The sequence below is a fragment of the Streptomyces sp. CB02261 genome, from assembly GCF_001905665.1.
Lineage (GTDB): Bacteria > Actinomycetota > Actinomycetes > Streptomycetales > Streptomycetaceae > Streptomyces.
On sequence record NZ_LIVX01000001.1, the window covers coordinates 463,285 to 489,314 of the forward strand.

The 26,030-nt window shown below is 71.9% G+C and carries 22 protein-coding genes; 10 read left to right on the forward strand and 12 right to left on the reverse strand.

The window, feature by feature from the left end; all coding sequences use genetic code 11:
* Positions 1-35: 35 nt before the first annotated feature.
* The 6 genes from AMK29_RS02065 to AMK29_RS02090 form a co-directional block, all read right to left on the reverse strand.
* Positions 36-1,748 carry a carbohydrate-binding module family 20 domain-containing protein gene (locus AMK29_RS02065; RefSeq protein WP_073806865.1) on the reverse strand — a complete coding sequence of 571 codons (1,713 nt, stop codon included), beginning with the start codon at positions 1,746-1,748 and terminating at the stop codon, positions 36-38.
* Between the two features lie 123 nt (positions 1,749-1,871).
* Complete coding sequence (locus AMK29_RS02070; RefSeq protein ID WP_073806866.1) at positions 1,872-2,960, reverse strand: LacI family DNA-binding transcriptional regulator; 1,089 nt, start codon at positions 2,958-2,960, stop codon at positions 1,872-1,874.
* The gene (locus tag AMK29_RS02075; RefSeq protein WP_073806867.1) at positions 2,948-4,627 is read right to left on the reverse strand and encodes a glycoside hydrolase family 13 protein; all 1,680 of its coding nucleotides are present in this window, start codon (positions 4,625-4,627) and stop codon (positions 2,948-2,950) included. The genes AMK29_RS02070 and AMK29_RS02075 overlap by 13 nt, the downstream gene beginning before the upstream one ends.
* A gap of 50 nt (positions 4,628-4,677) precedes the next feature.
* Positions 4,678-5,550 (reverse strand): sugar ABC transporter permease, encoded by an 873-nt coding sequence (locus AMK29_RS02080; RefSeq protein WP_073808191.1) that lies wholly within the window; start codon positions 5,548-5,550, stop codon positions 4,678-4,680.
* A complete protein-coding gene (locus AMK29_RS02085) occupies positions 5,544-6,557 on the reverse strand; it encodes a carbohydrate ABC transporter permease (protein ID WP_073806868.1) in 1,014 nt (337 codons plus the stop codon). The genes AMK29_RS02080 and AMK29_RS02085 overlap by 7 nt, the downstream gene beginning before the upstream one ends.
* A 22-nt stretch (positions 6,558-6,579) precedes the next feature.
* A complete protein-coding gene (locus AMK29_RS02090; RefSeq protein ID WP_073806869.1) occupies positions 6,580-7,854 on the reverse strand; it encodes an extracellular solute-binding protein in 1,275 nt (424 codons plus the stop codon).
* Between the two features lie 347 nt (positions 7,855-8,201).
* On the opposite strand from AMK29_RS02090, the gene AMK29_RS02095 reads away from it, so the two are divergent.
* Positions 8,202-9,236, forward strand: a complete 1,035-nt coding sequence (locus AMK29_RS02095; RefSeq protein WP_073806870.1) for a LacI family DNA-binding transcriptional regulator — start codon at positions 8,202-8,204, stop codon at positions 9,234-9,236.
* Positions 9,237-9,353: 117 nt separating this feature from the next.
* Complete coding sequence (locus tag AMK29_RS02100; protein WP_073806871.1) at positions 9,354-10,307, forward strand: phosphatase PAP2 family protein; 954 nt, start codon at positions 9,354-9,356, stop codon at positions 10,305-10,307.
* Positions 10,308-10,353: 46 nt separating this feature from the next.
* On the opposite strand, the gene AMK29_RS02105 is transcribed toward AMK29_RS02100, so the two are convergent.
* Complete coding sequence (locus tag AMK29_RS02105; RefSeq protein ID WP_073806872.1) at positions 10,354-13,356, reverse strand: bifunctional [glutamine synthetase] adenylyltransferase/[glutamine synthetase]-adenylyl-L-tyrosine phosphorylase; 3,003 nt, start codon at positions 13,354-13,356, stop codon at positions 10,354-10,356.
* 249 nt (positions 13,357-13,605) lie between these two features.
* Between AMK29_RS02105 and AMK29_RS02110 the strand changes: the two genes are divergently transcribed.
* The 3 genes from AMK29_RS02110 (at position 13,606) to AMK29_RS02120 (ending at position 16,690) form a co-directional block, all read left to right on the forward strand.
* Positions 13,606-15,678, forward strand: a complete 2,073-nt coding sequence (locus tag AMK29_RS02110) for a PIG-L family deacetylase (protein WP_073806873.1) — start codon at positions 13,606-13,608, stop codon at positions 15,676-15,678.
* Between the two features lie 68 nt (positions 15,679-15,746).
* Complete coding sequence (locus AMK29_RS02115; RefSeq protein ID WP_073806874.1) at positions 15,747-16,247, forward strand: pyridoxamine 5'-phosphate oxidase family protein; 501 nt, start codon at positions 15,747-15,749, stop codon at positions 16,245-16,247.
* Positions 16,248-16,258: 11 nt separating this feature from the next.
* Complete coding sequence (locus tag AMK29_RS02120; RefSeq protein ID WP_073806875.1) at positions 16,259-16,690, forward strand: VOC family protein; 432 nt, start codon at positions 16,259-16,261, stop codon at positions 16,688-16,690.
* Positions 16,691-16,699: 9 nt separating this feature from the next.
* Here AMK29_RS02120 and AMK29_RS02125 read toward each other — a convergent pair whose 3' ends face one another.
* Positions 16,700-17,194: a GNAT family N-acetyltransferase gene (locus AMK29_RS02125; RefSeq protein ID WP_073806876.1), complete on the reverse strand. Its 495-nt coding sequence runs from the start codon at positions 17,192-17,194 to the stop codon at positions 16,700-16,702.
* Between the two features lie 177 nt (positions 17,195-17,371).
* Complete coding sequence (locus AMK29_RS02130) at positions 17,372-18,733, reverse strand: glutamine synthetase family protein (protein WP_073806877.1); 1,362 nt, start codon at positions 18,731-18,733, stop codon at positions 17,372-17,374.
* A gap of 292 nt (positions 18,734-19,025) precedes the next feature.
* Between AMK29_RS02130 and AMK29_RS02135 the strand changes: the two genes are divergently transcribed.
* The 4 genes from AMK29_RS02135 (at position 19,026) to AMK29_RS02150 (ending at position 21,315) form a co-directional block, all read left to right on the forward strand.
* Positions 19,026-19,376, forward strand: coding sequence for a hypothetical protein (locus AMK29_RS02135; RefSeq protein WP_241845056.1), 351 nt, complete (start codon positions 19,026-19,028; stop codon positions 19,374-19,376).
* Positions 19,377-19,450: 74 nt separating this feature from the next.
* Positions 19,451-20,098, forward strand: a complete 648-nt coding sequence (locus AMK29_RS02140; RefSeq protein WP_198942168.1) for a DUF3105 domain-containing protein — start codon at positions 19,451-19,453, stop codon at positions 20,096-20,098.
* Entirely contained in the window at positions 20,095-20,769 is a 675-nt protein-coding gene (locus AMK29_RS02145; RefSeq protein WP_241845058.1) for a DUF305 domain-containing protein, read from the forward strand. The genes AMK29_RS02140 and AMK29_RS02145 overlap by 4 nt, the downstream gene beginning before the upstream one ends.
* Before the next feature lie 126 nt (positions 20,770-20,895).
* Complete coding sequence (locus AMK29_RS02150) at positions 20,896-21,315, forward strand: CBS domain-containing protein (RefSeq protein ID WP_073806880.1); 420 nt, start codon at positions 20,896-20,898, stop codon at positions 21,313-21,315.
* Here the strand turns inward: AMK29_RS02150 and AMK29_RS02155 are convergent.
* Both AMK29_RS02155 and AMK29_RS02160 read right to left on the reverse strand, forming a co-directional pair.
* Complete coding sequence (locus AMK29_RS02155; protein WP_073806881.1) at positions 21,300-22,106, reverse strand: alpha/beta fold hydrolase; 807 nt, start codon at positions 22,104-22,106, stop codon at positions 21,300-21,302. The two genes, AMK29_RS02150 and AMK29_RS02155, sit on opposite strands and share 16 nt — an antisense overlap.
* Positions 22,103-22,810: a DUF998 domain-containing protein gene (locus tag AMK29_RS02160; RefSeq protein ID WP_073806882.1), complete on the reverse strand. Its 708-nt coding sequence runs from the start codon at positions 22,808-22,810 to the stop codon at positions 22,103-22,105. Before AMK29_RS02160 ends, AMK29_RS02155 begins: the two co-directional genes overlap by 4 nt.
* Before the next feature lie 196 nt (positions 22,811-23,006).
* Here AMK29_RS02160 and AMK29_RS02165 point away from each other — a divergent pair, with 196 nt between their 5' ends.
* Complete coding sequence (locus tag AMK29_RS02165; RefSeq protein ID WP_073806883.1) at positions 23,007-24,770, forward strand: NAD+ synthase; 1,764 nt, start codon at positions 23,007-23,009, stop codon at positions 24,768-24,770.
* On the opposite strand, the gene AMK29_RS02170 is transcribed toward AMK29_RS02165, so the two are convergent.
* Positions 24,733-25,971 carry an MFS transporter gene (locus tag AMK29_RS02170; RefSeq protein WP_073806884.1) on the reverse strand — a complete coding sequence of 413 codons (1,239 nt, stop codon included), beginning with the start codon at positions 25,969-25,971 and terminating at the stop codon, positions 24,733-24,735. The genes AMK29_RS02165 and AMK29_RS02170 overlap by 38 nt on opposite strands.
* Positions 25,972-26,030: the final 59 nt, after the last annotated feature.

Sequence of the window (26,030 nt, forward strand, 5' to 3'; positions counted from 1 at the left end):
GCCCCGGTCGGGGCGGCCCTGCGGAGGGAGGAGGCTCAGCTGCGGAAGGTGTCGTTCAGGACGGTCTGGCCGGAGGCGGGGACGGTCGCGGTGCGGTTGGCGCCGGACTCCCAGGTGACGTTTCCGGCGGCGTCCTTGCGGACGTACTTGTACTCGAAGGACGTTCCGGCGGGGAGGCCGAGGGTGAGCTTCCAGACCGGGTACGTGGCCGGGTCGAGCTTCAGGGCGGCGGCCGGGTTCCAGTTGCCGAGTTCGGCGCGGTTGCCGGTGACGTAGATGTTCTGGCCGACCACGGTGGTGGCGGTGACGTTGAACGAGGCGCCCGAGGTGGCGGGCGGCGTGGTCGGCGGCGTCGTCGGGGTGGTGCCGCAGCCGGTGGCGTTGACGTGCAGGGCCAGGGCGGTGTTGGCGCCGAGGGTGGCCGTGAACTGGCCGGACGCGTTCACCGTCACGGGCGTGTTCGACTGGACGTCGCAGTAGGCGCCGCCGGGCAGGGAGGTCTGGAAGGTGCGGGTGAGCGCCGAGGACTCGTGGTTGATGGCCACGTACGCCTTGGAGCCGCGGCCGAACGCGATGGCGTTGTTGCCGTTGTCCCACCAGTTGGTGACGGCCTGGCCGCGTGCGGTGTTGCGGAAGGCGACCATGGAGGAGATCTCGCGCCAGGCGTGCTGGCACTTCCAGCCGTCGGTGTAACAGGCGTTGACCTGGCCGCCGTTGGGCGGGCCGGCGTCCTTGTCGGTCCACTCGTAGCCGGAGTGGACGTCCGGGGAGCCGTAGGGCCAGGCGAGCGCGAAGACGGAGGCGAGGGTGTAGTTCGCGCCGTCCTTGTAGGAGAGGGTGTCCCCGCCGCGCTCGGTGTCGTGGTTGTCGACGAAGACGCCGGACTGGGCGGAGGGCATGTAGCCCCAGGCCTCGCCGAAGTTCTTCAGGTGGGCGAGCTTCTCGTTCTGGAGGACGCGCTTGAGGTCGCGGGCGTAGCGGAACTCCTGGACGTCTCCGCTGCCGAGGTACTCGCTCGGGGAGACGGCCTCGCCGGCGCCGTGGATGGCCTCCAGCTTCCAGTACGCGTTCGGGTTGGTCAGCCGCGACTTGATGTTCGCGAGGTCGGCGGCCGGCATGTGCTTGGCGGCGTCGACGCGGAAGCCGTCGACACCCAGGGAGAGGAGGTCGTTGAGGTAGCCGGCTATCTTGCCGCGGACGTACTCCTCGCCGGTGTCGAGGTCGGGCAGCTGGACCAGTTCGCAGTTCTGGACGTTGCCGCGGTCCTGGTAGTTGCTGATGGTGGACCGGCAGTCGTCCATGTCGGAGCCGGAGTACAGGCCCGGGTAGTCGTACTTGGAGAACGGGGTCCCGCCCGTTCCCGTGCCGGAGCCGTTCGCCATGTGGTTGATGACGGAGTCGGCGACGACCTTGACGCCTGCCGCGTGGCAGGTGTCGATCATGCTCTTGAAGGCGGCGCGGTCGCCGAGGCGTCCGGCGATCTTGTAGCTGACCGGCTGGTAGGAGGTCCACCACTGGCCGCCCTGGAGGTGTTCCTGGGGCGGGGAGACCTGGACGTATCCGTATCCGGCGGGGCCGAGGCGGGTGGTGCACTCACGGGCGACCGAGGCGAAGTTCCATTCGAACATCACCGCGGTGACGTCCTTCTCGCCGGGCGGGGTGGCCTGTGCGGGGGAGTTTCCCGTGACGGCCACAGCGGCGGCTCCCGCCACGAGGGCGAGTGCAGCGGCCACGGTTCTACTGGCCATGCTTCCTCCTGTACGACGTCGGTGTCGCAAGAAGTTGCCGAAAACTTCAGCAACTGTTTTCAGCCGTGACCGTACGAGTGCCCCGGCGCCCGGTCAACCCTCCGGACACCCCAACGCAAGTTGTTACGAAAGGACTTGCGGCTCGGGGTGAGCGGGGGCGGGAGGCTGCGCCGTGGAGCCGCGCACCACCAGCTCCGGCTGGAACACGAACTCCGTGCGCTGCACCGGATTGCCTTCGATCTCCTCCAGGAGCGCGCCGACCGCCGCCGTCGCCATGGCCTGGACGGGCTGGCGCACGGTGGAGAGCGGGGGGCTGGTGAAGGCGATGAGGGGCGAGTCGTCGAAGCCGACGACGGAGACGTCCCCCGGCACGTCGAGGCCCCGGGCGCGGACGGCGCGGATGACGCCGAGCGCCATCAGGTCGGAGCCGCAGACGATGCCCGTGCAGCCCTCGCGGAGCAGGATGTCGGCGGCTGCGTGGCCGCCCTCGACGCCGAAGAGCGTGGGTCTGATGAACCGCTCCGCCTCGGCCCGTTCGACGCCGAGGAGTTCGTACAGCTCGGCGGTGAAGCCCTCGGCCTTGCGGCGTGAGGGGACGTAGCGGGTGGGGCCGATGGCGAGGCCGATGCGCTCGTGGCCCAGCTCGACCAGGTGGCGTACGGCCATGCGGGCGGCGGCCCGGTCGTCCGGGGAGACGAAGTTGGCGTCGATGTTCTCGTTGTAGCCGTTGATGAGGACGTACGGCACGCCCCGGGCGGTCAGCCGGGCGTAGCGGGCCGGGTCGGCGGAGGCGTCCGCGTGCAGCCCGGAGAGGAAGACGATGCCGGCCACCCCGCGCTCCACGAGCTGCTCGACGAGCTCGTCCTCGGTGGCGCCGCCTGGCATCTGGGTGCAGAGCACCGGGGTGTAGCCGTGGCCGGCGAGGACCTGTTCGACGACCTGGGCGAAGGCCGGGAAGATCGGGTTGGTCAGCTCGGGCACGACGAGTCCGACGAGGCCCGCGCTGCGGCGTTTGAGCCGTACGGGACGCTCGTAGCCGAGGACGTCGAGCGCCGCGAGCACCTTGTGCCGGGTCGCGCCGGCCACGCCCGCCTTGCCGTTGAGGACACGGCTGACGGTGGCCTCGCTGACGCCGGACTGGGCCGCGATGTCCGCGAGCCGCGGGGCGCCGTTCCCGGCGCCCCGCGGCAGGGGGATCGTCACACCGCCCACCAGACGGTGGTGTCGGCGGGCACCTCGGCTGTGCCCTCGCCGTCGGCGGCGACGATCTTGACGTCCTCGTTGGAGAGGAGATACCGGCCGGGCAGCGGGACGGAGATGGCCCGGCCGGTGGTGTTGGCGGTGCAGACGAATCCGTCGCGGCGGAAGGAGAGCACACCCTCGGGCGCCTCCAGCCACTCGACGGCCTCGCCCGCACCGAGCTCGGGACGCTCCCGCCGTACGGCGAGGGCGCTGCGGTACAGCTCCAGGGTGGAGCCGGGGTCGCCGGTCTGCGCCTCGACGCTCAGCGCGCCCCAGCTCGCCGGCTGCGGCAGCCAGGAGCCGCCGCCGCCGAAGCCGTACGAGGAGCCCTCGACGGTCCACGGGATCGGGACCCGGCAGCCGTCGCGGAAGCCGTCCTGGCCGCTGGCCCGCCAGAACGACGGGTCCTGGCGCACCTCGTCGGGCAGGTCGGTGACGTCCGGCAGACCGAGCTCCTCGCCCTGGTAGACGTAGGCCGAGCCGGGCAGCGCCAGCATCAGGAGCGTCGCGGCGCGGGCCCGTCGCAGGCCGAGTTCGCGGTCGCCGGGGGTCCGCAGCTGGGTGCCGAGGCCCGCCGGGTTGGCGAAGCGGGTGGCGTGCCGGGTGACGTCGTGGTTGGAGAGGACCCAGGTGGTGGGCGCGCCGACGGGGAGCATCGCCTCCAGCGACTCGTCGATGACGCGGCGCAGCTCGGCGGCGTCCCAGTGGGTGCCCAGGTACTGGAAGTTGAAGGCCTGGTGCATCTCGTCGGGGCGCACGTAGTTCGCGGTGCGCGCGACGGTGGGGGTCCAGGCCTCGGCGACGAGGACGCGCTCGCCGTCGTACTCGGAGAGGACCTTCCGCCAGGAGCGGTAGACCTCGTGGACGCCGTCCTGGTCGAAGAAGGGCATGACGTCGTTGCCGAGCAGCTTCAGCTGGTCGTGGGCGCCGAGGTCGGGCAGGCCCTCGGCCTTGACGAGACCGTGGGCGACGTCGACGCGGAAGCCGTCGACGCCCATGTCGAGCCAGAAGCGGAGGATCGACCGGAACTCGTCCCGGACGGCGGGGTGCTCCCAGTTGAAGTCGGGCTGCTCCGGGGCGAAGAGGTGGAGGTACCAGTCGCCGGGGGTGCCGTCCGGGTTCTCGGTACGGGTCCAGGCCGGGCCGCCGAAGATCGACTCCCAGTCGTTGGGCGGCAGTTCACCGTTCTTCCCCTTGCCGGGGAGGAAGTGGTAGCGCTCGCGCAGCGGCGACCCGGGGCCCTCGCGCAGCGCGCGCTGGAACCACTCGTGCTGGTCGGAGGAGTGGTTCGGCACCAGGTCGACGATGATGCGCAGGCCCAGGGCGTGGGCCTCGCGGATCAGCGCGTCGGCGTCGAGGAGCGAGCCGAACATGGGGTCGATGGCCCGGTAGTCGGCGACGTCGTAGCCGGCGTCGGCCTGCGGCGAGGCGTAGAACGGGGAGAGCCAGACGGCGTCGACGCCGAGCTCCTTGAGGTACGGCAGCCGGCTGCGGACACCCTCCAGGTCGCCCATGCCGTCGCCGTTGCCGTCGGCGAAGCTGCGCGGGTAGACCTGGTAGATCACGGCGTCTCTCCACCAGCCCGTGTGCGTGCCGGTGGTCGGGGCGTCGGCCGGGGTGGCGAGATGCTGGGTCATGTCTTCCCTGGGAGGTAAGGAGGTGCGTACGGGAGGGGCGCTCAGGGCCGTCAGCCCTTGACGGCACCGGCGGACATGCCGGTGACCAGGTGCCGCTGGGCGAAGAGGAACACCAGGGCGGCGGGGATGGCGATGAGCACGGAGGCCGCCGCCATCGGGCCCCACTGGGCGCCGTACTGGTTGACGAACTTCTGCAGTCCGCCGGCCAGGGTGAGGTTCTCGTCGCCGACCATGAAGGCGGAGGCGTAGGCGACCTCGCCCCATGCGGTGATGAAGGAGTAGAAGGCGGTGACGGCGATGCCCGGCTTGGCCAGCGGCAGGATCAGCCGCCAGAACGTGCCGAACGGGGTGAGGCCGTCGACGTAGCCGGACTCGTCGATCTCGCGCGGGATGGTGTCGAAGAAGCCCTTCATCATCCACGCGCAGAAGGGGACGGCGATGGTCAGGTACGTGATGACCAGGCCGACCGGCTGGTTGAGCAGGCCCATCGACGCCATGATGTTGTAGATCGGCACGATGAGGACGGCGACCGGGAACATCTGGGTGATGAGCAGCGTCCACATCAGGCCGCGCTTTCCGGGGAAGCGGAAGCGGCTGACGGCGTAGCCCGTCGTGGCGGAGATGAAGACGCCGATGACGGTGGTGAGACCGGCGACGAGCAGCGAGTTCGCGAACCAGGTGAGGAACGGGGTGTCGTTCAGCAGGTTCGTGTAGTTCTCGACCGTCGTCTCCTTGAAGAAGTCCGTGGTGGTCGCGAACTTCGCGGGCTTCAGCGAGGTCAGCAGGACCCAGAGGACCGGGAAGACGGCGATCACCGACGCCACGACGAGCGTGACGTGCAGCGCGACCGAGGCGAGCGGCGAACGGCGGCCGCGGACCGGGAGGTTCGCGGTCGGCGGGGTGGGGGTCGTGGTGGTCACCAGACTTCTCCCTGCTTGCGGAGGACGCGCTGGTAGATCGCGGCGAAGATCATCAGCAGGACCAGGATGAGGACGCCCCACGTGGACGACTGGGCGAAGTCGCGCGGGCTGATCTCGAAGGAGAACTTGTACGCCTGGGTGACGAGGATCTGGGTGGCCTCGCCGGGTCCGCCCCGGGTGAGCAGGAAGATCACCGGGAACATGTTGAAGGTCCAGATGGTGGAGAGCAGGATCACCGTCGTCGACACCGAGCTGAGCCCGGGCATGGTGATGTGCCGGAAGCGCTGCCACGCGTTGGCGCCGTCCATCTCGGCGGCCTCGTACAGCTCGCCGGGGATGGACTGGAGCCCGCCGAGGAGGGCGACCATCATGAAGGGGACGCCGAGCCAGACGTTCACGAGGATGACCGAGAACTTGGCCCAGGTGGGGTCGTTCAGCCACGGCACGGCGTCGATGCCGCCGCCCGCGAGAAGCTTGTTGAGGAGACCGTTGTCCTGGTTGTAGAGGAAGCGCCAGGCGAAGACGGAGACGAAGCCGGGCACGGCCCAGGGCAGGATCAGCAGCATCCGGTAGACGGAGCGGCCGGCGATCCTGCGGTTGAGGATGTTGGCGAGTCCGAGACCGAGGGCGAAGGTGATCGCCACACAGGACACGGTCCACACGATCGTCCAGCCGAGCGTCCCGAGGAACTGGCCGCCGGTGAGCGCGTCGGCGTAGTTGTCGAGTCCGACGAACTCATAGGTGGCCGGGATCTCGTTGACACCGATCGACCGCGCCACGTTGCGCTCGTTGGCGTCGGTGAGGGACAGGTAGATGCCGCGGACCAGCGGGTAGCCGATGATCACGGCGATCACCACGGTCACCGGGGCGATCATCGCCCAGGCGTACCAGTGGGTGGAGCGGGAGCGCTTCGCCGCGCCCCGGGGCTTACCAGTTCCGCGGCTCCGGCCGCGGGCGACGTGGTCGCCCGCGGCCTTCACCACCGACTGGCTGGGGGTGTCCACAGCCATCAGCCGGCCTGCCTTCCCATTGCTACTTCCAGTCCTTCAGGAGCTTGCGGTAGGAGTCACCCGTCGCCTTGGCTCCCGCGTCCGGGGTGGTCTGGCCGGTCAGGACCTTGGTGTACTCGGTGACGAGCGGCGCGAAGAGGCTGCCGGTCTCCGGGATCCAGGGGCGCTCGACGGCCTTGTCGACGACCGGCTTGAAGAAGGTGATCATCTCGTTGGTCGCCACGTCCGGCTTGATGTAGACGGACTGACGGGTCGGGAGGAGGCTCAGCTCCTTCGCGACCGTCGCCTGCGTCTCGGCCGAGGTCATGTACTCGGCGAAGGCGTAGGAGGCGTCGAGGTTCTTGGAGCCCGCGTAGACGGCGAGGTTGTGACCGCCCTGCGGGGCACCCTGGCCGGCCGAACCGGCCGGGACCGGGGCGATGCCCAGGTTGGCCTTGTTCGTGAACTCCTTGCCGGCGTACGTGTCGGAGACGGCCCACGGGCCGTTGATCATCATGGCGACCTTGCCGTCCTTGAAGGCCGTCTGCATGTTGTTCCAGCCGTCGGTCGCGTCGGTCTTGGCCGCGCCCGAGTCGACCAGGTCCTTGACGACCTTGAACGCCTTCACACCGGCGGGGTTGTCGACGGTGATCGTCTTCTTCTCCGCGTCGACGAGGTCGCCGCCCTCGCCGTACAGGAAGGAGAGGAACCAGTAGGCGTCGTCGCCGCGCAGGTACAGGCCGGGCTTGCCGGTCTTCTGCTTGATCTTGGCGGAGACGGTCTTCAGCTCGTCGATGGTCTTGGGGACCGTGACGCCGGCCTCCTTGAAGATCTTCTTGTTGTAGAAGATGCCCATGGAGTCGATGACCTGCGGCACCGCGTACGTCTTGCCGTTGTACTTGGTGGAGGCCGCGGCCTGCTCCAGGAAGTCCTCGGCGCCCTTGAGGGCCGGGGTGCCGTCGAGCGGGGCCAGGTAGCCGAGGTCGGCGAACTCGGGGGTCCAGGCGACCTCGGAGCGGATGACGTCGGGCGCGCCGGAGCCGGACTGCGCGGCGTTCTTGAACTTGTTCTGCGCCTCACCGAACGGCACGTTCACGTACTTGACGGTGACCTTCGGGTGCTTCTTCTTGAAGTCCTCGGCGACCTTCTTGAAGACCTTGTCCTCGGAACCGACCGTGGAGGTGTCCCACCAGGTCACGGTGCCGGAAAGCTCGCCCGAGCTCTTCGAGCCGCCGTCCGAACCGCTGTCGCTCCCGCACGCCGCCAGGGTCACGCCCAGGGCCGCGACCAGCGCGGTGGCCGCTATGCCACGCCGCATGTGAACTCCTTCAATGATCCCGGGGGGACGAGGGGCTGGAACCTTCCTCATGCGACCGCTCCCTCGCGGCGCTCCGGGTTGCCAGGAACGTAACAGGGATGAAAACGAGCCGAAAGAGCTTGCGGGAACTTTCTGCAAGACCGGGGGATCGTTACATCCACGTGTCCCTAAGGTTGCCATCGGATCGCTTGACAGCGGCTGACACAGGGCTCTCGGAGGGCGCGCGGCCCCTCGCGCGCGCCTCATCCACCCTTCGTGCGCCCCGCAAGACCTGCAAGACCTTGCGAGGTGGCTTGCATCACCAGGCCGGTGGGCAATACGCCCCGTGACCGGTACAGTCCATCCTCATGACCGCGCGGCTCTCCGACATCGCAGCCCAGGCGGGGGTCAGTGAGGCCACAGTCAGCCGCGTGCTCAACGGCAAGCCCGGTGTGGCCGGGGCCACCCGCGAGTCCGTCCTTGCCGCGCTCGACGTGCTCGGCTACGAGCGGCCCGTACGACTGCGCCAGCGCAGCGCGGGGCTCGTCGGCCTCATCACCCCCGAGCTCGACAACCCGATCTTCCCCGCGCTCGCGCAGGTCATCGGGCAGGCCCTGACCCGGCAGGGGTACACGCCGGTCCTCGCCACCCAGACCCCCGGCGGGTCCACCGAGGACGAGCTCACCGACATGCTGGTGGAGCGGGGCGTCGCCGGCATCATCTTCGTCTCCGGACTGCACGCCGACACCACCGCCGACATGACGCGCTACGACCAGCTGCGCGGCAAGGGCGTCCCGTACGTCCTGCTCAACGGCTTCTCCCCCAAGGTCCAGGCGCCCTTCGTCTCCCCCGACGACCGGGCCGCGATGCGTCTCGCGGTGACGCACCTGGCCGCGCTCGGGCACACCCGGATCGGGCTGGCCGTCGGACCGAAGCGGTTCGTGCCGGTGCTCCGCAAGATAGAGGGCTTCCAGAAGGGCATGGAGGAGCGGCTCGGTCTCGGCCCCGAGGAGTCCGAGGAGCTGATCCAGCACTCCCTGTACACCCTGGAGGGCGGCCAGGCCGCCGCCGGGGCGCTGATCTCCCGGGGCTGCACCGCGGTCGTCTGCGCGAGCGACATGATGGCGCTCGGCGCGATCCGGGCCGCCCGGCAGCAGGGGCTCGACGTCCCCCGGGACGTCTCCGTCGTCGGTTTCGACGACTCGCCCCTCATAGCGTTCACCGATCCGCCGCTGACCACCATCCGCCAGCCCGTGCAGGCGATGGGGCAGGCCGCGGTCCGTGCGCTGCTCGAAGAGGTGGGCGGCACCCCCGCCCCGCACTCCGAGTTCGTGTTCATGCCCGAGCTGGTCGTCCGTGGGTCGACCGCCTCGGCCCCGCCCGCCGTCCGCCCCTCTGCCTGACCCACACCCCCGAAGCGACCCGCCCCAGGACGTCATTCCTGAGGGGGACCAGGTGCGCCCCGAACCCGTCCGGGGGATGATCGGTCGGGGGGACGGGATCTGGCAGACTCTCTCCCTATGGGTGAAACGACCGTGAAGAGTTTGGACGACCGGACGACCCCGTCGTCACCCATCGTGGCCGACGGAAGGCTCGCGCGCCTGCGCGCGGGCACACCGCGGCGACCCACGATCTGGTTCGAGATCCTGCTCATCGCGGTGAGCTACTGGACGTACTCCCTCATCCGCAACGCGGTGCCGGAGCAGAAGTCCCAGGCGCTCAGGAACGCCGACTGGATCTGGCAGGCGGAGGAGTCCCTCGGCCTCGCCTTCGAGCACGCCGTCAACCACGCCGTGAACTCGGTGACCTGGCTGATCGTGTCGATGAACTACTACTACGCCACCTTGCACTTCATCGTGACCATCGGTGTGCTCGTGTGGCTGTACCGAGGGCACCCGGGCCGCTACGCGGCGTTCCGCACCGTGCTGTTCGCGACCACCGGTGTGGCCCTGGTCGGCTACTACCTGTACCCGCTCGCGCCGCCCCGGCTGATGAACGGCCAGAACTTCATCGACACGGTCCTCGTCCACCAGACGTGGGGCTCGATGGCCTCGGGCAACCTCAAGCACGTGTCGAACCAGTACGCGGCGATGCCGTCGATGCACATCGGCTGGTCGCTCTGGTGCGGTCTGACGATCTTCCTCCTCGCCAAGGCGCCGTGGGCGAAGATCCTGGGCCTGCTCTACCCGATGGCGACGCTGGTCGTGATCGTCGCCACCGCGAACCACTTCTGGCTGGACGCGGTCGGCGGCATGATCTGCCTCGCCTTCGGCTTCCTCGTCTCGTACTTCTGGTACGGCTCCCGGCCGCACCACCTGCCCAAGCTGGTGGAACCCGCGCCCGGCGCGGTGGCCCGGGGCGGGTCGTCCCGGGCGGCGGGGACGGCGTCCGCGACCAGGACGGCCGACGGGACGGAGACTGCCGGCTCGGCCGACGAGACGACCGAGCAGCCGCGCGTCAGCTCCGGCAGATGACTCCGGCCGCCCGCGAGGCCGCGCGGGCAACGCCTTCGGGCCGGCCCTACGCCCCGTAGAACAGCTCCTCGACGACCGCCCTGGCCCGGCGGGTGATCCGCCGGTAGTCGTCAACCATCTCGCCGACGCGGCCCGGGCCGTACCCCAGGTAGCGGCCCACCGCCGCGAGCTCGCGCGGGTCCGAGGGGAAGGTGTCGCCGGGCCGGCCGCGTACCAGCATCACCGCGTTGCGGACCCGGCTGGCGAGGACCCACGCCTCGTCCAGGGTCTGCGCCTCCTCCGTCGGGATCAGACCGGCGGAGTGCGCCGCCCGGAGCGCCTCACGGGTACGGGGGGTCCGCAGCCCCGGCTCCGCCCAGCCGTGCCGCATCTGGAACAGCTGGACCGTCCACTCCACGTCGCTGAGACCGCCGCGCCCCAGCTTCGCGTGGAGCGTCGGATCGGCGCCGCGCGGCAGCCGCTCCGACTCCATCCGGGCCTTGAGGCGGCGGATCTCGCGGACCGCGTCCTCACCGAGGCCCTCGGCCGGATAGCGCAGCGGGTCGACGAGCTCGATGAACCGGCCTGCCAGCTCCAGGTCTCCCGCCATGGGCTCGGCGCGCAGCAGCGCCTGGCTCTCCCAGACGAGCGACCAGCGGTGGTAGTAGGCCGCGTACGACTTCAGGGTGCGGACCATGGGGCCGCTCTTGCCCTCCGGCCTGAGATCCGCGTCGATCAGCAGCGGCGGGTCGGCGGTCGGCAGCTGGAGGAGCCGGCGCATCTCCGTGACCACCCGGTTCGCGGCCCGCGCGGCCTCCTGCTCGTCGACGCCCTCGCGCGGCTCGTGCACGAACAGGACGTCGGCGTCGGAGCCGTATCCCAGCTCGTGGCCCCCGAAGCGGCCCATGCCGATGACCGCGAAGCGGGTCGGCAGCTCCTCGCCCCACTCGGCGCGCACGGCGGCCCGCAGGGCGCCCGCGATCGTCACCGCGTTGAGGTCGGTGACGGACTCCCCCACCCGGTCGACCAGCTCACCCGGATCGAGCTCGCGGGGGCTGTCCTCGGTGCCGTACGAGCCGATCAGGTCGGCCGCGGCGGTACGGAAGAGCTCCCTGCGGCGCACCCCGCGGGCCGCCGCCACGGCCTGCTCGGCGTCGCCCGCGCGGCCCACCGCCGCCAGGACCTCCTGCTCCAGATGGTCCCGGCCGCGCGGCTTCAGCCCCTCCGGGTCGCCGAGCAGCGCGACCGCCTCGGGGGCGCGGAGCAGCAGGTCGGGGGCGAGCCGCCCGGCGGACAGCACCCGAGCCAGGTTCTCGGCGGCGGCGCCCTCGTCGCGCAGGAGCCGCAGGTACCAGGGGGTCTTGCCGAGGGCGTCCGAGACCTTGCGGAAGCCCAGCAGCCCGGCGTCCGGGTCCGCCGAGTCCGCGAACCAGCCGAGCAGCACCGGCAGCAGCGTCCGCTGGATCGCGGCCTTCCGGCTCACCCCGGAGGCCAGCGCCTCCAGGTGCCGCAGGGCGGCGGCGGGGTCCTCGTACCCCAGCGCTTCGAGCCGCTGCCCGGCCGCCTTCGGGCTGAGCCGGATCTCGCCGGGGGCGAGCTGGGCCACCGCGTCGAGCAGCGGCCGGTAGAAGATCTTCTCGTGCAGGCGGCGGACGACGGCCGCGTGCCGCCTCCACTCCTTGTTCAGCTCGGCGACCGGGTCGGTGCGCAGGCCGAGCGAGCGGCCGAGGCGCCGCAGGTCGGCCTCGTCCTCGGGGACGAGGTGGGTGCGGCGCAGCCGGTACAGCTGGATCCGGTGCTCCATGGCCCGCAGGAAGCGGTAGGCCTCGTCGAGCTGGGCCGCGTCGGCCCGGCCGACGTAGCCGCCGGCGGCGAGGGCGGCGAGCGCGTCGAGGGTGGTGCCGCTGTGCAGTCCGGCGTCGCTGCGGCCGTGCACGAGCTGGAGGAGCTGGACGGCGAACTCGACGTCCCGCAGACCGCCGGGGCCGAGCTTCAGCTCGCGGTCGACCTGGGCGGCGGGGATGTTGTCGACGACCCGGCGGCGCATCTTCTGCACGTCGGGGACGAAGTTGTCCCGCTCGGCGGCCTGCCAGACGAGCGGGGAGACGGCCTCGATGTACTGGGCGCCGAGCTCGGGGTCGCCCGCGACGGCGCGCGCCTTCAGGAGCGCCTGGAACTCCCAGGTCTTCGCCCAGCGCTGGTAGTAGGCGAGGTGGGAGGAGAGGGTGCGGACGAGGGGGCCGTTGCGGCCCTCGGGGCGCAGGTTGGCGTCGACCGGCCAGATGGTGCCCTCGACCGTGGTCTCCGAGCAGATCCGCATCAGATGGGAGGCCAGCCGGGTCGCCGCCTGGAGCGCCTTGCCTTCGTCTCCTTCCCGGTCGCCGGCCTCTTTCACCGGCTCCCCGACGAAGATCACGTCGACGTCCGAGACGTAGTTCAGCTCGTGGCCGCCACACTTGCCCATCGCGATGACGGCGAGCCGGCACAGGGCGTCGTCGTCGGGCGCGGCGGTACGGGCGATGCGGAGCGCGGCGCGCAGGGTCGCCGTCGCCAGATCCGCGAGCTCGGCGGCGGTCTCGGCGACGTCGATGGTGCCGCACACGTCACGGGCGGCGATGGCGAGGAGGCAGCGGCGGTAGGCGACCCGCAGCGAGACCGCGTCGGCGGCCCCGGCGAGCCCCCGCTCGAACTCGGGGACCCCCGGGTGCAGGTCCACCGCCTCGTACGTGACGAGGGACTCCCAGTCGCGGGGGTGGCGGGCCAGGTGGTCGGCGAGCGCCTCCGAGGCGCCGAGCACCCCGAGGAGCCGGTCCCGGAAGGGCTTCGCGGAGAGCAGCGTGGTCGTGAAGGTCTGCCGCTCGGTCTCGCCCTGTGCCTCGGCCAGACGCACCAGGCCGCGCAGGGCCAGATCGGGGTCGGCGGTGGCGCCGAGGGCGTCGAGGAGGACGGAGTCGCCGCGCAGGGCGGACAGCTCGGGCACGTCGAGGAGCCGTTCGGCGCCGGAGGGGTCGGTGAATCCGTGCCGGAGCAGACGGGAGAAGGTGCTGCTCCTACGACCGGGCACCGTCATTCCGCCGCTCCCTCCGAGCTGGTCCGCCCGGGTTCGGGCCCGGGCGGATCGAGCCTATCCGGAGTGGTGAGCAGGGGCGTCGGGGCCTTCGGTTCGCAGAGGATCACACGTGATGTCTCGCACATCCATCGCTTTTCGGGCCCGATGAACCGTATTTCTTGAAAGACCGTCTTGCTGCTCCGAAGGTCCGTCCCGCCCGGGACGGGCCTCCTCCGCCTGTCCGTCCCCGTTGAAAGCGCGCCGCCGAACATGCCCGTCCGCCCCCGCCGCCGTCCCCTTCCGTCCCGTCGCAGGGCCGCCTCCGTGGCGGTGACGGCCGCCCTGGTGGGCGGCACGTTCGCCGGGCTGCTGTCGGTGACGGGAGCGCCACGGACGCCGACGGCCCACGCGGCGCAGCCGAAGGCGAAGGCTCCGGCGGCGGTGTCCGTCGCGCCGTCCGTGCCCGCGCGGGGCGGGAAGGCTCCCACCTCCGTGGTGCAGGTCGTGGCGCACCCGGACGACGACCTGTTCTTCATGAACCCGGACATCTCCCAGTCGATCCGCTCCGGCCACCCCCTGACCTCGGTCTACCTCACGGCCGGCGAGTCGGACGGTGTCAACGCGCGCCCGAGCGACGCGGCGGCGGCCGAGCCCGACAAGGCGCGGTACGCCGAGGCCCGGCAGAACGGCATCCGCGCCGCGTACGCCGAGATGGCGACCGGCAGCCGCACCAGCCCCTGGGAGCGGGTCGCGATACCCACGGCCGGCGGGGCCACGGCCGAACTGGACACCCTGCGCGCACAGCCGCAGGTGAAGCTGGTGTGGCTGCAGATACGCGAGGCCGGTTCGATCAACGGCGACCGCCCGCACAGCCTCAACGGCCTCTGGAACGGGCGGATCACCGCCCTGGAGTCCCAGCGCTCCTCCGACACCCCGGTCGGCGCCGACTTCACGTACACGAAGGACCAGGTCGTCGACACGGTCGCGGGGCTCCTCGACCGCTTCCGGCCGACCTTCGTCCGGATGCAGGACCCGAGCCCCGGCAAGGACCCGCGGAGCGGGAAGCTCCGGGACCACCAGGACCACCTGTACGGGGCGAGGTTCACCCAGGCCGCGCTCGCCCGGTACACGGACGTCCCCGGGCGGCCCCACGTGGGCGTGCAGAACTACCTCGGCTACCCCACCAGCGTCCTGCCGCACACCCTGGACCCGGAGACGGCCGGCGCGAAGCTGAAGACGCTGGAGACGTACGCCTGGCTGGACGGCGTCAACGACTGCGGGACGGCCGCGGGCTGCGGTGACCTGAAGGTGGCGGCGCGGCCCGCCGGGCGGGGCTGGACCCGGACCGTGCGGTACGCCCGTGGCACCTCCACCTCGTGGGTGCAGCGGGACCGGGACGGCGGGCTCCACGCCTTCTCCGTGCTCGACGGACACCTCGCCGCCTGGCGGAAGCCGGCGGCCGGCAGCGCCTGGCGCGGCCCGGTGCTGCTGCCCGGCGGCGGCCTGGACAGCGGCGTCACCTCCGTGACGCTGCCCGACGGACGCATCGCCGTCTTCGGCACCCGCACGGTGTTCGGAGGCGGGCCCGCCGACTACGGCCGCGAGGTGGTGACCACCGCGCAGACGGCGCCGGGCGGCGCCTTCGGCCCGTGGTCCTCGCTCGGGACGCCCGAGCGGGACGACGACCGGGGCACCTCGGACATCAGCGCGCCCGCAGTGACCGTCGCCGCCGACGGGCGGGCCACCCTCGTCCTGCGGGACAGCCGCCACCGGCTCACCGCCCGTGAGCAGCGCGCGGACGGCGGCTGGGGCCCGTGGCGGACGCTCGGCGGCGGGGACGTGTTCGGCGACCCGGTGGCGGCGACGGACGCGGCCGGGCGCGGCTACGTCTTCGCGAGCACCCCGAGCACCGTCCTGACGTGGGCGCAGCAGCGCCCCGGCGGGCCGCTCGCCGGGCCGGCGCCGACCGGGCTGCCGGCGACGACGCTGGCGCTGAGCGCGAGCGCGGCCCCGGACGGCGACGGCGTACGGCTCTGGTTCCGCAAGCCGGCCTCCGGCGACCTGCGGAGCGCCGACTTCTCGGGCGCGGGGCCGGTCTCGCTGGTCACGGAGCTGCCGGGCGCCGGTGTCGCCGGCTTCGGCCCGGTGAGCGGCGGCGACGGCCTGCTCGCGGTCCGGTCGCGCGCCGGGTTCCTGGCGACGGCGCCGCACGGCAGGGCGGGGGCGCGGCCGGTGTGGCGGCTGGAGCGGTTCCTGTTCGCGGGGGCGCCGGACGCGGGGACGGACGGGGTGGCGGCGATCGGTCTGGACGGCAGGCTGCACTGGACGCCGGCGGGCCGATGAGTTCCTGAGCGCGGACCGGTCGTAAGGGAGAGGCGGGTACGCCTCCCGGCCCGGCGAAAGGAACGGCGATGGACCCGCGGACATCCCTCGACCCCCGCTACAGCGACCCGAAGGCGGCCCCGGCGTCCTGGCCCGACGCCGCCGGCCGGCTCGCGGCGGCCGAGGTCTACTGGCTGACGACCGTACGTCCGGACGGCCGCCCCCATGTCACCCCGCTGATCGCGGTCTGGTCGGACCACGAACTCTGCTTCTGCACCGGCCCCGACGAACGCAAGGCGCGCAATCTGACGGGCAACCCGGCGGTCGTCCTCACCACGGGCACGCCCACGCTCGGCGAGGGCTTCGACCTGGTGGTCGAGGGCGAGGCGGCGCGGGTGGAGGACGAGGGCCGGCTGGCGGTGCTCGCGGAGGCGTACGTGGGGAAGTACGGGCCGGAATGGCGGTTCGAGGTGCGCGAGGGGGCGTTCGTGGGCGACGGTGGTACGGCCCTGGTGTTCGCGGTCGCGCCTCGTACGGTCTTCGGCTTCGCCAAGGGCGATCCCTTCGGTCAGACCCGCTGGCGTTTCTGAGGAGAACCCCCGTGAACTGGACCCTGGAAGTCGTCCCCGTACCGGTCACCGACATGGACCGGGCGAAGGAGTTCTACGGCGACAAGTGCGGTTTCAAGATCGACCTGGACGACGAGGTGGCGCCGGGCGTGCGCATCGTCCAGGCGACCCCGCCGGGCTCGCGCTGTTCGATCGCGATGCTGAGCGGGATGCCGCCGATGCCCGGCACGAAGACGATGACGCCGGGCAGCCTCCAGGGCCTCCAGATCTGCGTCACGGACATCGAGGCGGCCCGCCGGGACCTGGTCGACCGGGGCGTCGACGTCACCCCGATCCGGCACGTCGGCGCGACGGGCTGGGAGGACGGCAAGGGCGAGACGTGGAACTCGTTCATGGCCTTCGAGGACCCGGACGGCAACGGCTGGGTCGTCCAGGAGGCCCCGTCGGACCTGTCGGAGCGCTGAGGGCGGGGCTCAGAACTCCACGTAGAAGTGGCGGAGCCGCTCGTCCTCCGCCACGCACCGCATCCCGGCGGCCTCCATCACGCGGTGCGAGGCCACGTTGTCCAGGTCGGCGTCGCCCTTCAGCCCGGCGGCGCCGGCCACCCGGGCGATCTCGACGAGCGCCCGCAGCGCCTCGGAGGCGTACCCCCTGCCCCGCTCCCCCGGCACGACCCCGTAGCCGACGGTCGCCACCCCGAGGTCGTCCGGCGGCCCGTGGAACCCGATCCCGCCGACGACGACGCCACTCTCCCGGAGCCGTATCTCGTACGCCCGGTACACCCCGGGATCGCCGCGCTCGGCGACTCCCCGCAGAAACCCGGTGACCCCACGGACGTCCCCGTCCTGCGGATACCCCTCCGCCCACCGGTCACCGCCCCCGGGCTCCCGGGCGACGACCCGCTCGGCCTCGTCCACGCTCAACGGATGCAACAGAAGCCGCGCGGTGGCGGCGTAAGGGATCTTCACCGGGGCAGTCTGAACGGCCCCTCGTACTGGGGCAACGCATTTCCCGCCCCCCACCGGCCTCCGGGACCAGGGCCGGGAGCACCTCGCCGGAGACGCGGGCGGGACGACTCAGGGCCGACGGTTTGCGAACGTCGGCCCTGAGTACTGCTCCAGGACTTTACTGAGCCTGACCTGCGACTACAAGACCGGCAGGTTCTTGCGGAGCTCGAAGGCGGTGACTTCGGAGCGGTACTCCTCCCACTCCTGCTTCTTGTTGCGGAGGAAGAAGTCGAAGACGTGCTCGCCGAGGGTCTCCGCGACCAGTTCGCTCTTCTCCATCAGGGAGATCGCCTCGCCGAGGTTCTGCGGGAGCGGTTCGATGCCCATCGCGCGGCGTTCCGAGTCGGAGAGGGCCCAGACGTCGTCGTCGGCGCCCGCCGGGAGTTCGTAGCCCTCCTCGATGCCCTTGAGGCCGGCGGCCAGGAGGACCGCGTACGTCAGGTAGGGGTTGGCGCCCGAGTCGATGGAGCGGACCTCGACGCGGGAGGAACCCGTCTTGCCCGGCTTGTACATGGGGACGCGGATGAGCGCGGAGCGGTTGTTGTGGCCCCAGCAGATGTACGAGGGGGCCTCGCCGCCCGAGCCGGCCGTGCGGGAGGAGCCGCCCCAGATGCGCTTGTACGAGTTGACCCACTGGTTGGTGACGGCGGAGATCTCGCCCGCGTGCTTCAGGAGGCCCGCGATGAAGGAGCGGCCGACCTTCGAGAGCTGGTACTCGGCTCCCGACTCGTAGAACGCGTTCCGATCGCCCTCGAAGAGGGACAGGTGGGTGTGCATGCCCGAGCCCGGGTAGTCCGAGAACGGCTTCGGCATGAAGGTGGCCTGCACGCCCTGTTCGAGCGCGACCTGCTTCATGACGAGGCGGAAGGTCATGATGTTGTCGGCCGTGGAGAGGGCGTCGGCGTAGCGGAGGTCGATCTCCTGCTGGCCCGGGGCGCCCTCGTGGTGGCTGAACTCCACCGAGATGCCCATCGATTCGAGCATGGTGATCGCCTGCCGGCGGAAGTCCATGCCCACGTTCTGCGGGGTGTGGTCGAAGTACCCCGAGTTGTCGGCGGGCGTCGGCCGCGAGCCGTCGAGCGGCTTGTCCTTCAGGAGGAAGAACTCGATCTCGGGGTGGGTGTAGAAGGTGAAGCCCAGGTCCGAGGTCTTGGCCAGGGCCCGCTTCAGGACGTAACGCGGGTCGGCGAAGGACGGCGAGCCGTCCGGCATCAGGATGTCGCAGAACATCCGCGCCGTACCGGGGGCCTCGGCGCGCCACGGCAGGATCTGGAAGGTTCCCGGGTCCGGCTTGGCGATCATGTCCGACTCGTAGACGCGGGCGAAGCCCTCGATCGCGGAGCCGTCGAAACCGATGCCCTCGTCGAAGGCCTGCTCCAGTTCGGCGGGCGCCACGGCCACCGACTTGAGGAAGCCGAGCACGTCGGTGAACCACAGACGTACGAAGCGGATGTCGCGCTCCTCGAGCGTACGGAGCACAAATTCCTGCTGCTTGTCCATTTCCACACCCATCCTCGCTGGTCAGGCCGCCTGCTCCCACCGCCTCGGGTACATCGGGGGGCACCTGAGCATCCCACCACATGGTTTCGCGCACGTTGCACACCCATAGTGCCTGCTCGGGTGTGACTCAGGTAACGCGGGAGCGCCTCGATCCGGGGTCCGTCCACCCGGTGGGCCCCTCCGTCTCGGTACCGTGTGGTACCCCGTTCGGCCCACGGAGGCCCCGCGCACACTACGATCTGCGCCCATGGGGGCCCCACGGCTCGTACGCCCGTCCCGGCACGTGCGTCCCATGGCACTGGTGAGTGCCGTGGCGACGCTCCTCGCCGCGCTCTTCTTCTGTCTGGGCGCCGGGCCCGAAGGGCATCACGAGGCCGCTCCGCAGCCGGGCCCGCACCCGCGCGCGACCGCCGAGAGCGCCGCCTCCGTGAGCGAGTACGTCTGCCCGTACGACCGGGGCGGCTGCTCCCTCTTCCCCTCCCTCTCCCCGGCGGTGCTCAGCGCGCCCCCGCTCGACCCGCCGCTGCACGCGGAGGGCGGGGCGCCGCGCCCCGGCGCGCCGTCCGGTGACGGGCCGGCGCGGCGTTCCGGCGCCGAGCCGCGCGCACCGGACCTGCACGTCCTTCAAGTTCTCCGGACGTAGCGGGCGGCGGTCCTCCCGCCCCCGCACGTCCACCCCCGAACTCCACCCCACCCCCGAAGAAGGACGACATCACCATGGCCGCCAACCGCTCCGCCAACGCCGACCGCCGCGCCCGAATAGAGGAGATGCGCCGCGCCGAGCAGGCCCGTGAGCGCCGCAACCGTCTGATCACCATCGGCGTCTCCGGGGTCGTCGTCCTCGGTCTCGTCGGCTTCGGCACCTTCGTGCTGATGAAGAAGTCCGACGAGCAGGACCGGAAGGACGCCGCCGCGAAGGCGCCGATCGCCGCCGAGAAGTCCTGGGACGCGGCGAAGCTCGGCCGCAACCACGTCGAGACGGCCGTGAAGTACGACATGAAGCCGCCGGTCGGCGGTGACCACCACCCGGTCTGGATGAACTGCGACGGTGTGGTCTACAAGAAGGCCATCCCCGAGGTGAACGCCGTGCACTCGCTGGAGCACGGCGCCGTCTGGGTGACGTACAGCAAGAAGGCCGCCGCCGACGACGTGAAGGCGCTGGAGGAGAAGGTCGGCAAGACCAAGTACACGCTGATGAGCCCGGTCGACGACCAGGCCGGCGCCATCATGCTGTCCGCCTGGGGCAAGCAGGTGACCGTGGACGACGCCGAGGACCCGCGGATCGACGCCTTCTTCACGAAGTACGTCCAGGGGAAGCAGACCCCCGAGCCCGGCGCGGCCTGCACCGGCGGGCTCGACAAGTGAGCGGGGACGAGGACGTCCCGACGCCTTCCCCGGCGCGGCGGCCGAACCGGACGCGGTGGGCGGCGGTCACCGCCGTCGCGCTCGCCCTGCTCTTCGCCGGGGGCGCCGTCACCGTCGCCTCCGCCGAGCGCGAGGAGGCGCCGCGTACGCCGTCCACCGCGTCGGCCGACGCCGGTTTCGCCCGGGACATGTCCGTCCACCACCAGCAGGCCGTCGAGATGTCGTTCATCGTCCGGGACCGAACCGAGGACGAGGAGGTGCGCCGCCTCGCGTACGACATCGCGAACACCCAGGCCAACCAGCGGGGCATGATGCTCGGCTGGCTCGACCTGTGGGATCTGCCCAAGGTCGAGTCCGGTGTCGAGCCGATGACCTGGATGGGCATGGGCGGCTCCGGGGACACCGGTCCGCTCGACGGGGCGCTCATGCCGGGCATGGCGACCAACGCGCAGCTGGACGCGTTGCGGAAGGCGAGCGGCCGCGAGGCCGAGGTCCTGTACCTGAAGCTCATGACCGAGCACCACAGGGGCGGGGTGCACATGGCCGAGGGCTGTGTCCGGAAGTGCTCCGTGGAGGTCGAGCGCGGCCTCGCCCAGGGCATGGTGGACGCGCAGGAGTCCGAGATCCTGCTGATGGCGGACATGCTGCGGAAGCGTGGTGCCACGGCCTGACGGCCGGTGAGCCGGCGGACCTCCGGCCCCCGTGACCCCGTGCGGTCGCGGGGGCCTCTCCGTGCGCCGAGAATGGGTCTGCTCGGGGACGTAGGCGTGACCACCTCGACGAAAGGTACGCAGCTCATGACCACGGCGAAGGACATCATGCACCCCGGAGCCCGGTGGATCCCGGCTCACGAGACGCTCGACCGCGCCGCGCAGATGATGCGCGACATGAACGTGGGCGCCCTGCCCATCGCCGACGAGAACGAACGGCTCTGCGGCATCCTCACGGACCGTGACATCGTGATCGGCTGCGTGGCCATGGGCCACGACCCGTCCCGGATCACCTGTGGCGAGATGGCGAAGGGCACCCCGCGCTGGGTCGAGGCGGGCGCGGACGTGGGCGCCGTCCTGGAGGAGATGCAGAGCCACCAGATCCGGCGCCTCCCCGTCATCGAGGACAAGCGGCTCGTCGGCATGATCAGCGAGGCGGATCTGGCCGCGCATCTGTCGGACGAGCAGATCAAGGCGTTCTGTACGAGCGTCTACGCCGCTTCCTGACCCGGGTGCAGGACCGCGTGGGCCACCGCGTCCGGGCGGTCGAGCATGACCAGATGGCCCGACGGCACGGCCGCCTCGTAGCGGGCGCCGAGCCGCCGGGCCAGCGCGCGTTGGCGCCGTTCCCAGCGGGCGGAGCCGTCGGGGGCGGCGAGGACGGTGACGGGGAGGTCCGGCGGGAGGGGGTGGCGCTCGCGCAGGGCGAGGAGCTCGGCGGCGACGGCCCCGTAGCGGGCGTTCTCCAGGAGGGCGCCGCGCAGCACGCGTGAGGTGCGGTAGACGCGGCGGACGAGCTCGGCGGGGGCCGGGTGGTGGCGTACGGTCGCGCGGCGGACCAGCGGGCCGAGGGCGGCCGGCACCCCGGCGGCGCCCAGGGCGGCCCCGAGGAGCCCGGCCAGGGCGGTCGTGCGGCCGGGGCGCGGGTGCTCCTCCACCGAGGAGTCGACGAGGACGAGGGCGGCGGTCCTGGCGGGGTGGAGCCGGGCGAAGGCCTCCGCGTGGAACCCGGCGAGGGAGTGCCCGACGACGGTGACGGGCCCGGGGAGCCCGAGCGCGTAGAGGAGGCCGGCGATCCGGTGGGCCTCGCCGGCGGCGGTGGGCGGGACGGCGGCGGGCGCGGAGAGGCCGTGGCCGGGCCGGTCGAAGCGGACGACCGTACGGTGCGGGGCGAGGAGCGGGACGAGCGGGTCCCAGTCGAACCAGCTCAGGCCGAGTCCCGCGCTCAGGACGCAGACGGGGCCCGAGCCGTCGACGGTGACGTGGTGGGCCACTCCCCCGATCCGTACGAAGGTCATCGTTCCTCCTCGGTGGTGGCCAGGGAGTACGCCAGGACCGCGAGCCACAGCGCGACCAGGAGCACCTGGAGGCGCTGGCCCGCGCCGAGGGCCCAGGTGCCCTTCCCGGCCTCGAACGCGGCGACGGCGGCCAGGGTCCAGCCGGTCGCGGCGAGCTCCAGGGCGACGAGGACCGGGCCGGTACGGGCGAGGGGCCGCGGGTGGCCGTGGCGGCGGGCGGCCGCGGTGAGGGCGGTCATCGCGACGAGCGCGCCGGTCATGGCGAGGGTGGAGCTGACCGCGTGGGCCGTATGGGTGGCGGGCACGAGCCCGGCGGTCTCGCGCGCCGCGCAGACGGGGTCGGCGGTCGGGGCGCAGCTCAGCGGCAGCCGCGAGTCGACGGCGGTGGCGGCGCCGAAGACGAGGAGCGCGATCCATCCGACGAGGTCCCAGGGGGCACGGGCCCGGGCTCCGCGGCTGCCCGTCCGCGTGTTCCTCCGCTGGAGCAGCCGGACCGTCGCGCCCGCCAGGACGAGGAGTCCCGCCGCCAGGTCCGTCGCACGGAAGAGGCCGCCGAGCGGCTGGTCCGACGCGGCGAGTTCGGAGACGTATGTCCGGACCGGGTCGAGTCCGGTGTCGACGAGGACTTCGAGGACCCAGGCGGTGTACGCGGCCGCGCCGAGGGCCGTCAGGGCGGCCGAGGCGCGTGTCACCGTCCGGGGCACGGTGGGTCAGACGCCACGGCGTGCCGGAGGGTTGCCGGGGCCCGGGGCGGGGCGGGCCGGGTGTGGCCCCGCCGGGTCGTCGAGGGTCGTCATGGGGACATGATCAGAGGGGCGTGACCGCCCCGCACGGAGGCGCTCCGGGACTCGGGCCGCGTATCCCAGGACATAGCGTCGGTCTGACGATTACACTGGGCGCGTGCCTCAACTACGCCTCGCCCTCAATCAGATCGACTCGACCGTCGGAGACATCGCCGGGAACGCCGAGGCGATCGTGCACTGGACCCGGCACGCCGCCGGACAGGGCGCGCATCTCGTCGCGTTCCCCGAGATGGCGCTGACCGGATACCCCGTCGAGGACCTCGCGCTGCGCTCCTCGTTCGTCGAGGCGTCCCGGGATGCCCTGCGCGGCCTCGCCCGCCGGCTCGCGGACGAGGGCTTCGGCGAGCTGCCGGTCGTCGTCGGCTATCTGGACCGCTCCGAGCGGGCCGAGCCGCGGCTCGGCAGGCCGGCCGGTTCCCCGGAGAACGCCGCCGCCGTGCTGCACCACGGCGAGGTGGTGCTGCGCTTCGCCAAGCACCACCTCCCCAACTACGGCGTGTTCGACGAGTACCGCTACTTCGTGCAGGGCGACACCCTGCCGGTCGTCCGCGTCCACGGGGTCGACGTGGCCCTGGCGATCTGCGAGGACCTGTGGCAGGACGGCGGCCGGGTGCCGGCGGCGCGCAGCGCGGCGGCCGGGCTGCTCCTGTCGGTCAACGCCTCGCCGTACGAGCGGGACAAGGACGACACGCGGCTCGAACTGGTCCGCGCCCGGGCCCGGGAGGCCGGCTGCGTCACGGCCTATCTGGCGATGACGGGCGGTCAGGACGAGCTGGTCTTCGACGGGGACTCGATCGTCGTGGACGCGGACGGCGAGGTGATCGCGCGGGCCCCGCAGTTCGTCGAGGGCAGCGTGATCCTCGATCTGGAGCTGCCCGCCGCGGCCCCCGACGCTCCCGAGGGCGTCGTCGACGACGGGCTGCGGATCGACCGGGTGGTGCTCTCCGAGAAGCCGCTGCCCGCCTACGAGCCGGAGCTGGCGGGCGGGTACGCGCACCGCCTCGACGACGACGAGGAGGTGTACTCGGCCCTGGTGATCGGGGTGCGGGCGTACGTCGCGAAGAACGGTTTCCGCTCGGTGCTCGTCGGCCTCTCCGGCGGTATCGACTCGGCGCTCGTCGCGGCCATCGCCTGCGACGCGCTCGGGGCGGAGAACGTCCACGGGGTGTCGATGCCGTCGAAGTACTCCTCCGAGCACTCGCGCGGCGACGCGGCCGAGCTGGCCCGCCGCACCGGGCTCAACTTCCGTACCGTGTCGATCGAGCCGATGTTCGACGCGTACATGGGTGCGCTCGGTCTCACCGGGCTCGCGGAGGAGAACCTCCAGTCGCGGCTGCGCGGCACGACGCTGATGGCGATCTCCAACCAGGAGGGCCACATCGTCCTCGCGCCCGGCAACAAGTCCGAGCTGGCGGTGGGGTACTCGACGCTGTACGGCGACTCCGTCGGCGCGTTCGGGCCCATCAAGGACGTGTACAAGTCGACCGTGTTCCGGCTCGCGCGCTGGCGGAACCGGGCGGCCGAGGAGCGCGGCCAGACCCCGCCGATCCCGGAGAGCTCGATCACCAAGCCGCCCAGCGCCGAGCTGCGCCCCGGCCAGGTCGACACGGACTCGCTGCCGGACTACGGCGTCCTGGACGCGATCCTCGCCCTGTACGTGGACCAGGACCAGGGCCGGGACGCGATCGTGGCGGCCGGGTTCGACGAGGAGCTCGTGACGCGGACGCTGCGGATGGTGGACACGGCGGAGTACAAGCGGCGCCAGTACCCGCCGGGCACGAAGATCTCGGCGAAGGGTTTCGGCAAGGACCGCCGGCTGCCGATCACGAACCGCTGGCGGGAGACGCCGGTGTCGGAGTGACCTCCGCGCCGGTCTGCTTGAGGGGGCTTCCCGCGACGACGCGGGAGGTCCCCTCCGGCGTACGGCGGTCGAGCAGGCCCGCGACGGCCGCGATCGCCAGGCCCACCACCGTGAGGCCCGCACCGACGAGGGTCGGCGAGGTCCAGCCCCAGCCGGCGGCGACGGCGGCGCCGCCCGCCCAGGCGCCGCCCGCGTTGGCCAGGTTGAAGGCGGAGTGGTTGGAGGCGGAGGCGAGCGTGGGCGCGTCCTTGGCCTTGTTCATGACCAGCATCTGGAGCGGGGTGGTCGTCATGAAGCCGACCGCGCCGAGCACCACGACCGTGACCAGGGCCAGCCAGGGCACGTGGACGGTGAAGCGGAAGGCGACCAGGGCCAGGACGAGGGCGGCGAGCGAGCCGTACAGGGTGGGACGGAGCGCCCGGTCGGTCAGCGGGCCCGCGGCGAGCGCCCCGCCGGTCATGCCGAGGCCGAAGAGGGCGAGGACGATCGTCACGGTGGAGTCGCCGAAGCCCATCACCTCGGTGGTCATCGAGGCCAGGTACGAGTAGACGGCGAAGACGCCCGCGAATCCGAAGACGGCGGTGAGGAGCCCGAGCAGCACCTGGGGCCGGCCGAGGGCGCGCACCTCGCGGCCGAGGCCCTGCCGCCCGTCCACCGGGATGTGCGGCACGAGCCGGGCGAGGGCGGCGACGGCGACGAGGCCGATGACGGAGACGACGAGGAAGGTGGCCCGCCAGCCGAGGTGCTGTCCGAGCAGGGTCGCGGCCGGTACGCCGAGGATGTTGGCGACGGTGAGACCGAGGAACATGGTGGCGACCGCCCGCGCCTGCCGGTCCTCCCGCACGAGCCGGGCGGCGACGACCGCGCCGAGGCCGAAGAACGCGCCGTGCGGGAGCCCGGCGAGGACCCGGCCCGCGATCAGCCAGCCGAAGCCGGGGGCGAACGCGGAGGCGAGGTTGCCGACCGTGAACAGGGCCATCAGGAGGAGCAGCATCCGCTTGCGCGGGATGCGGGAGCCGAGGGCGGTGAGCAGCGGGGCGCCGACGACGACGCCGATCGCGTACGCCGAGACGAGGTGTCCCGCGGTGGGGACGGAGGTGCCGAGGTCGTCGGCGACCTGGGGGAGCAGGCCCATCATGACGAATTCGGTGGTGCCGATACCGAAGGCGGACACGGCGAGCGCGAGCAGCGCCAGGGGCATGGGAGAGCCTTCCAGAAGTAAGTTCTTCGTCGGAACAAAGACTCTCAGGTGTTTTCTTC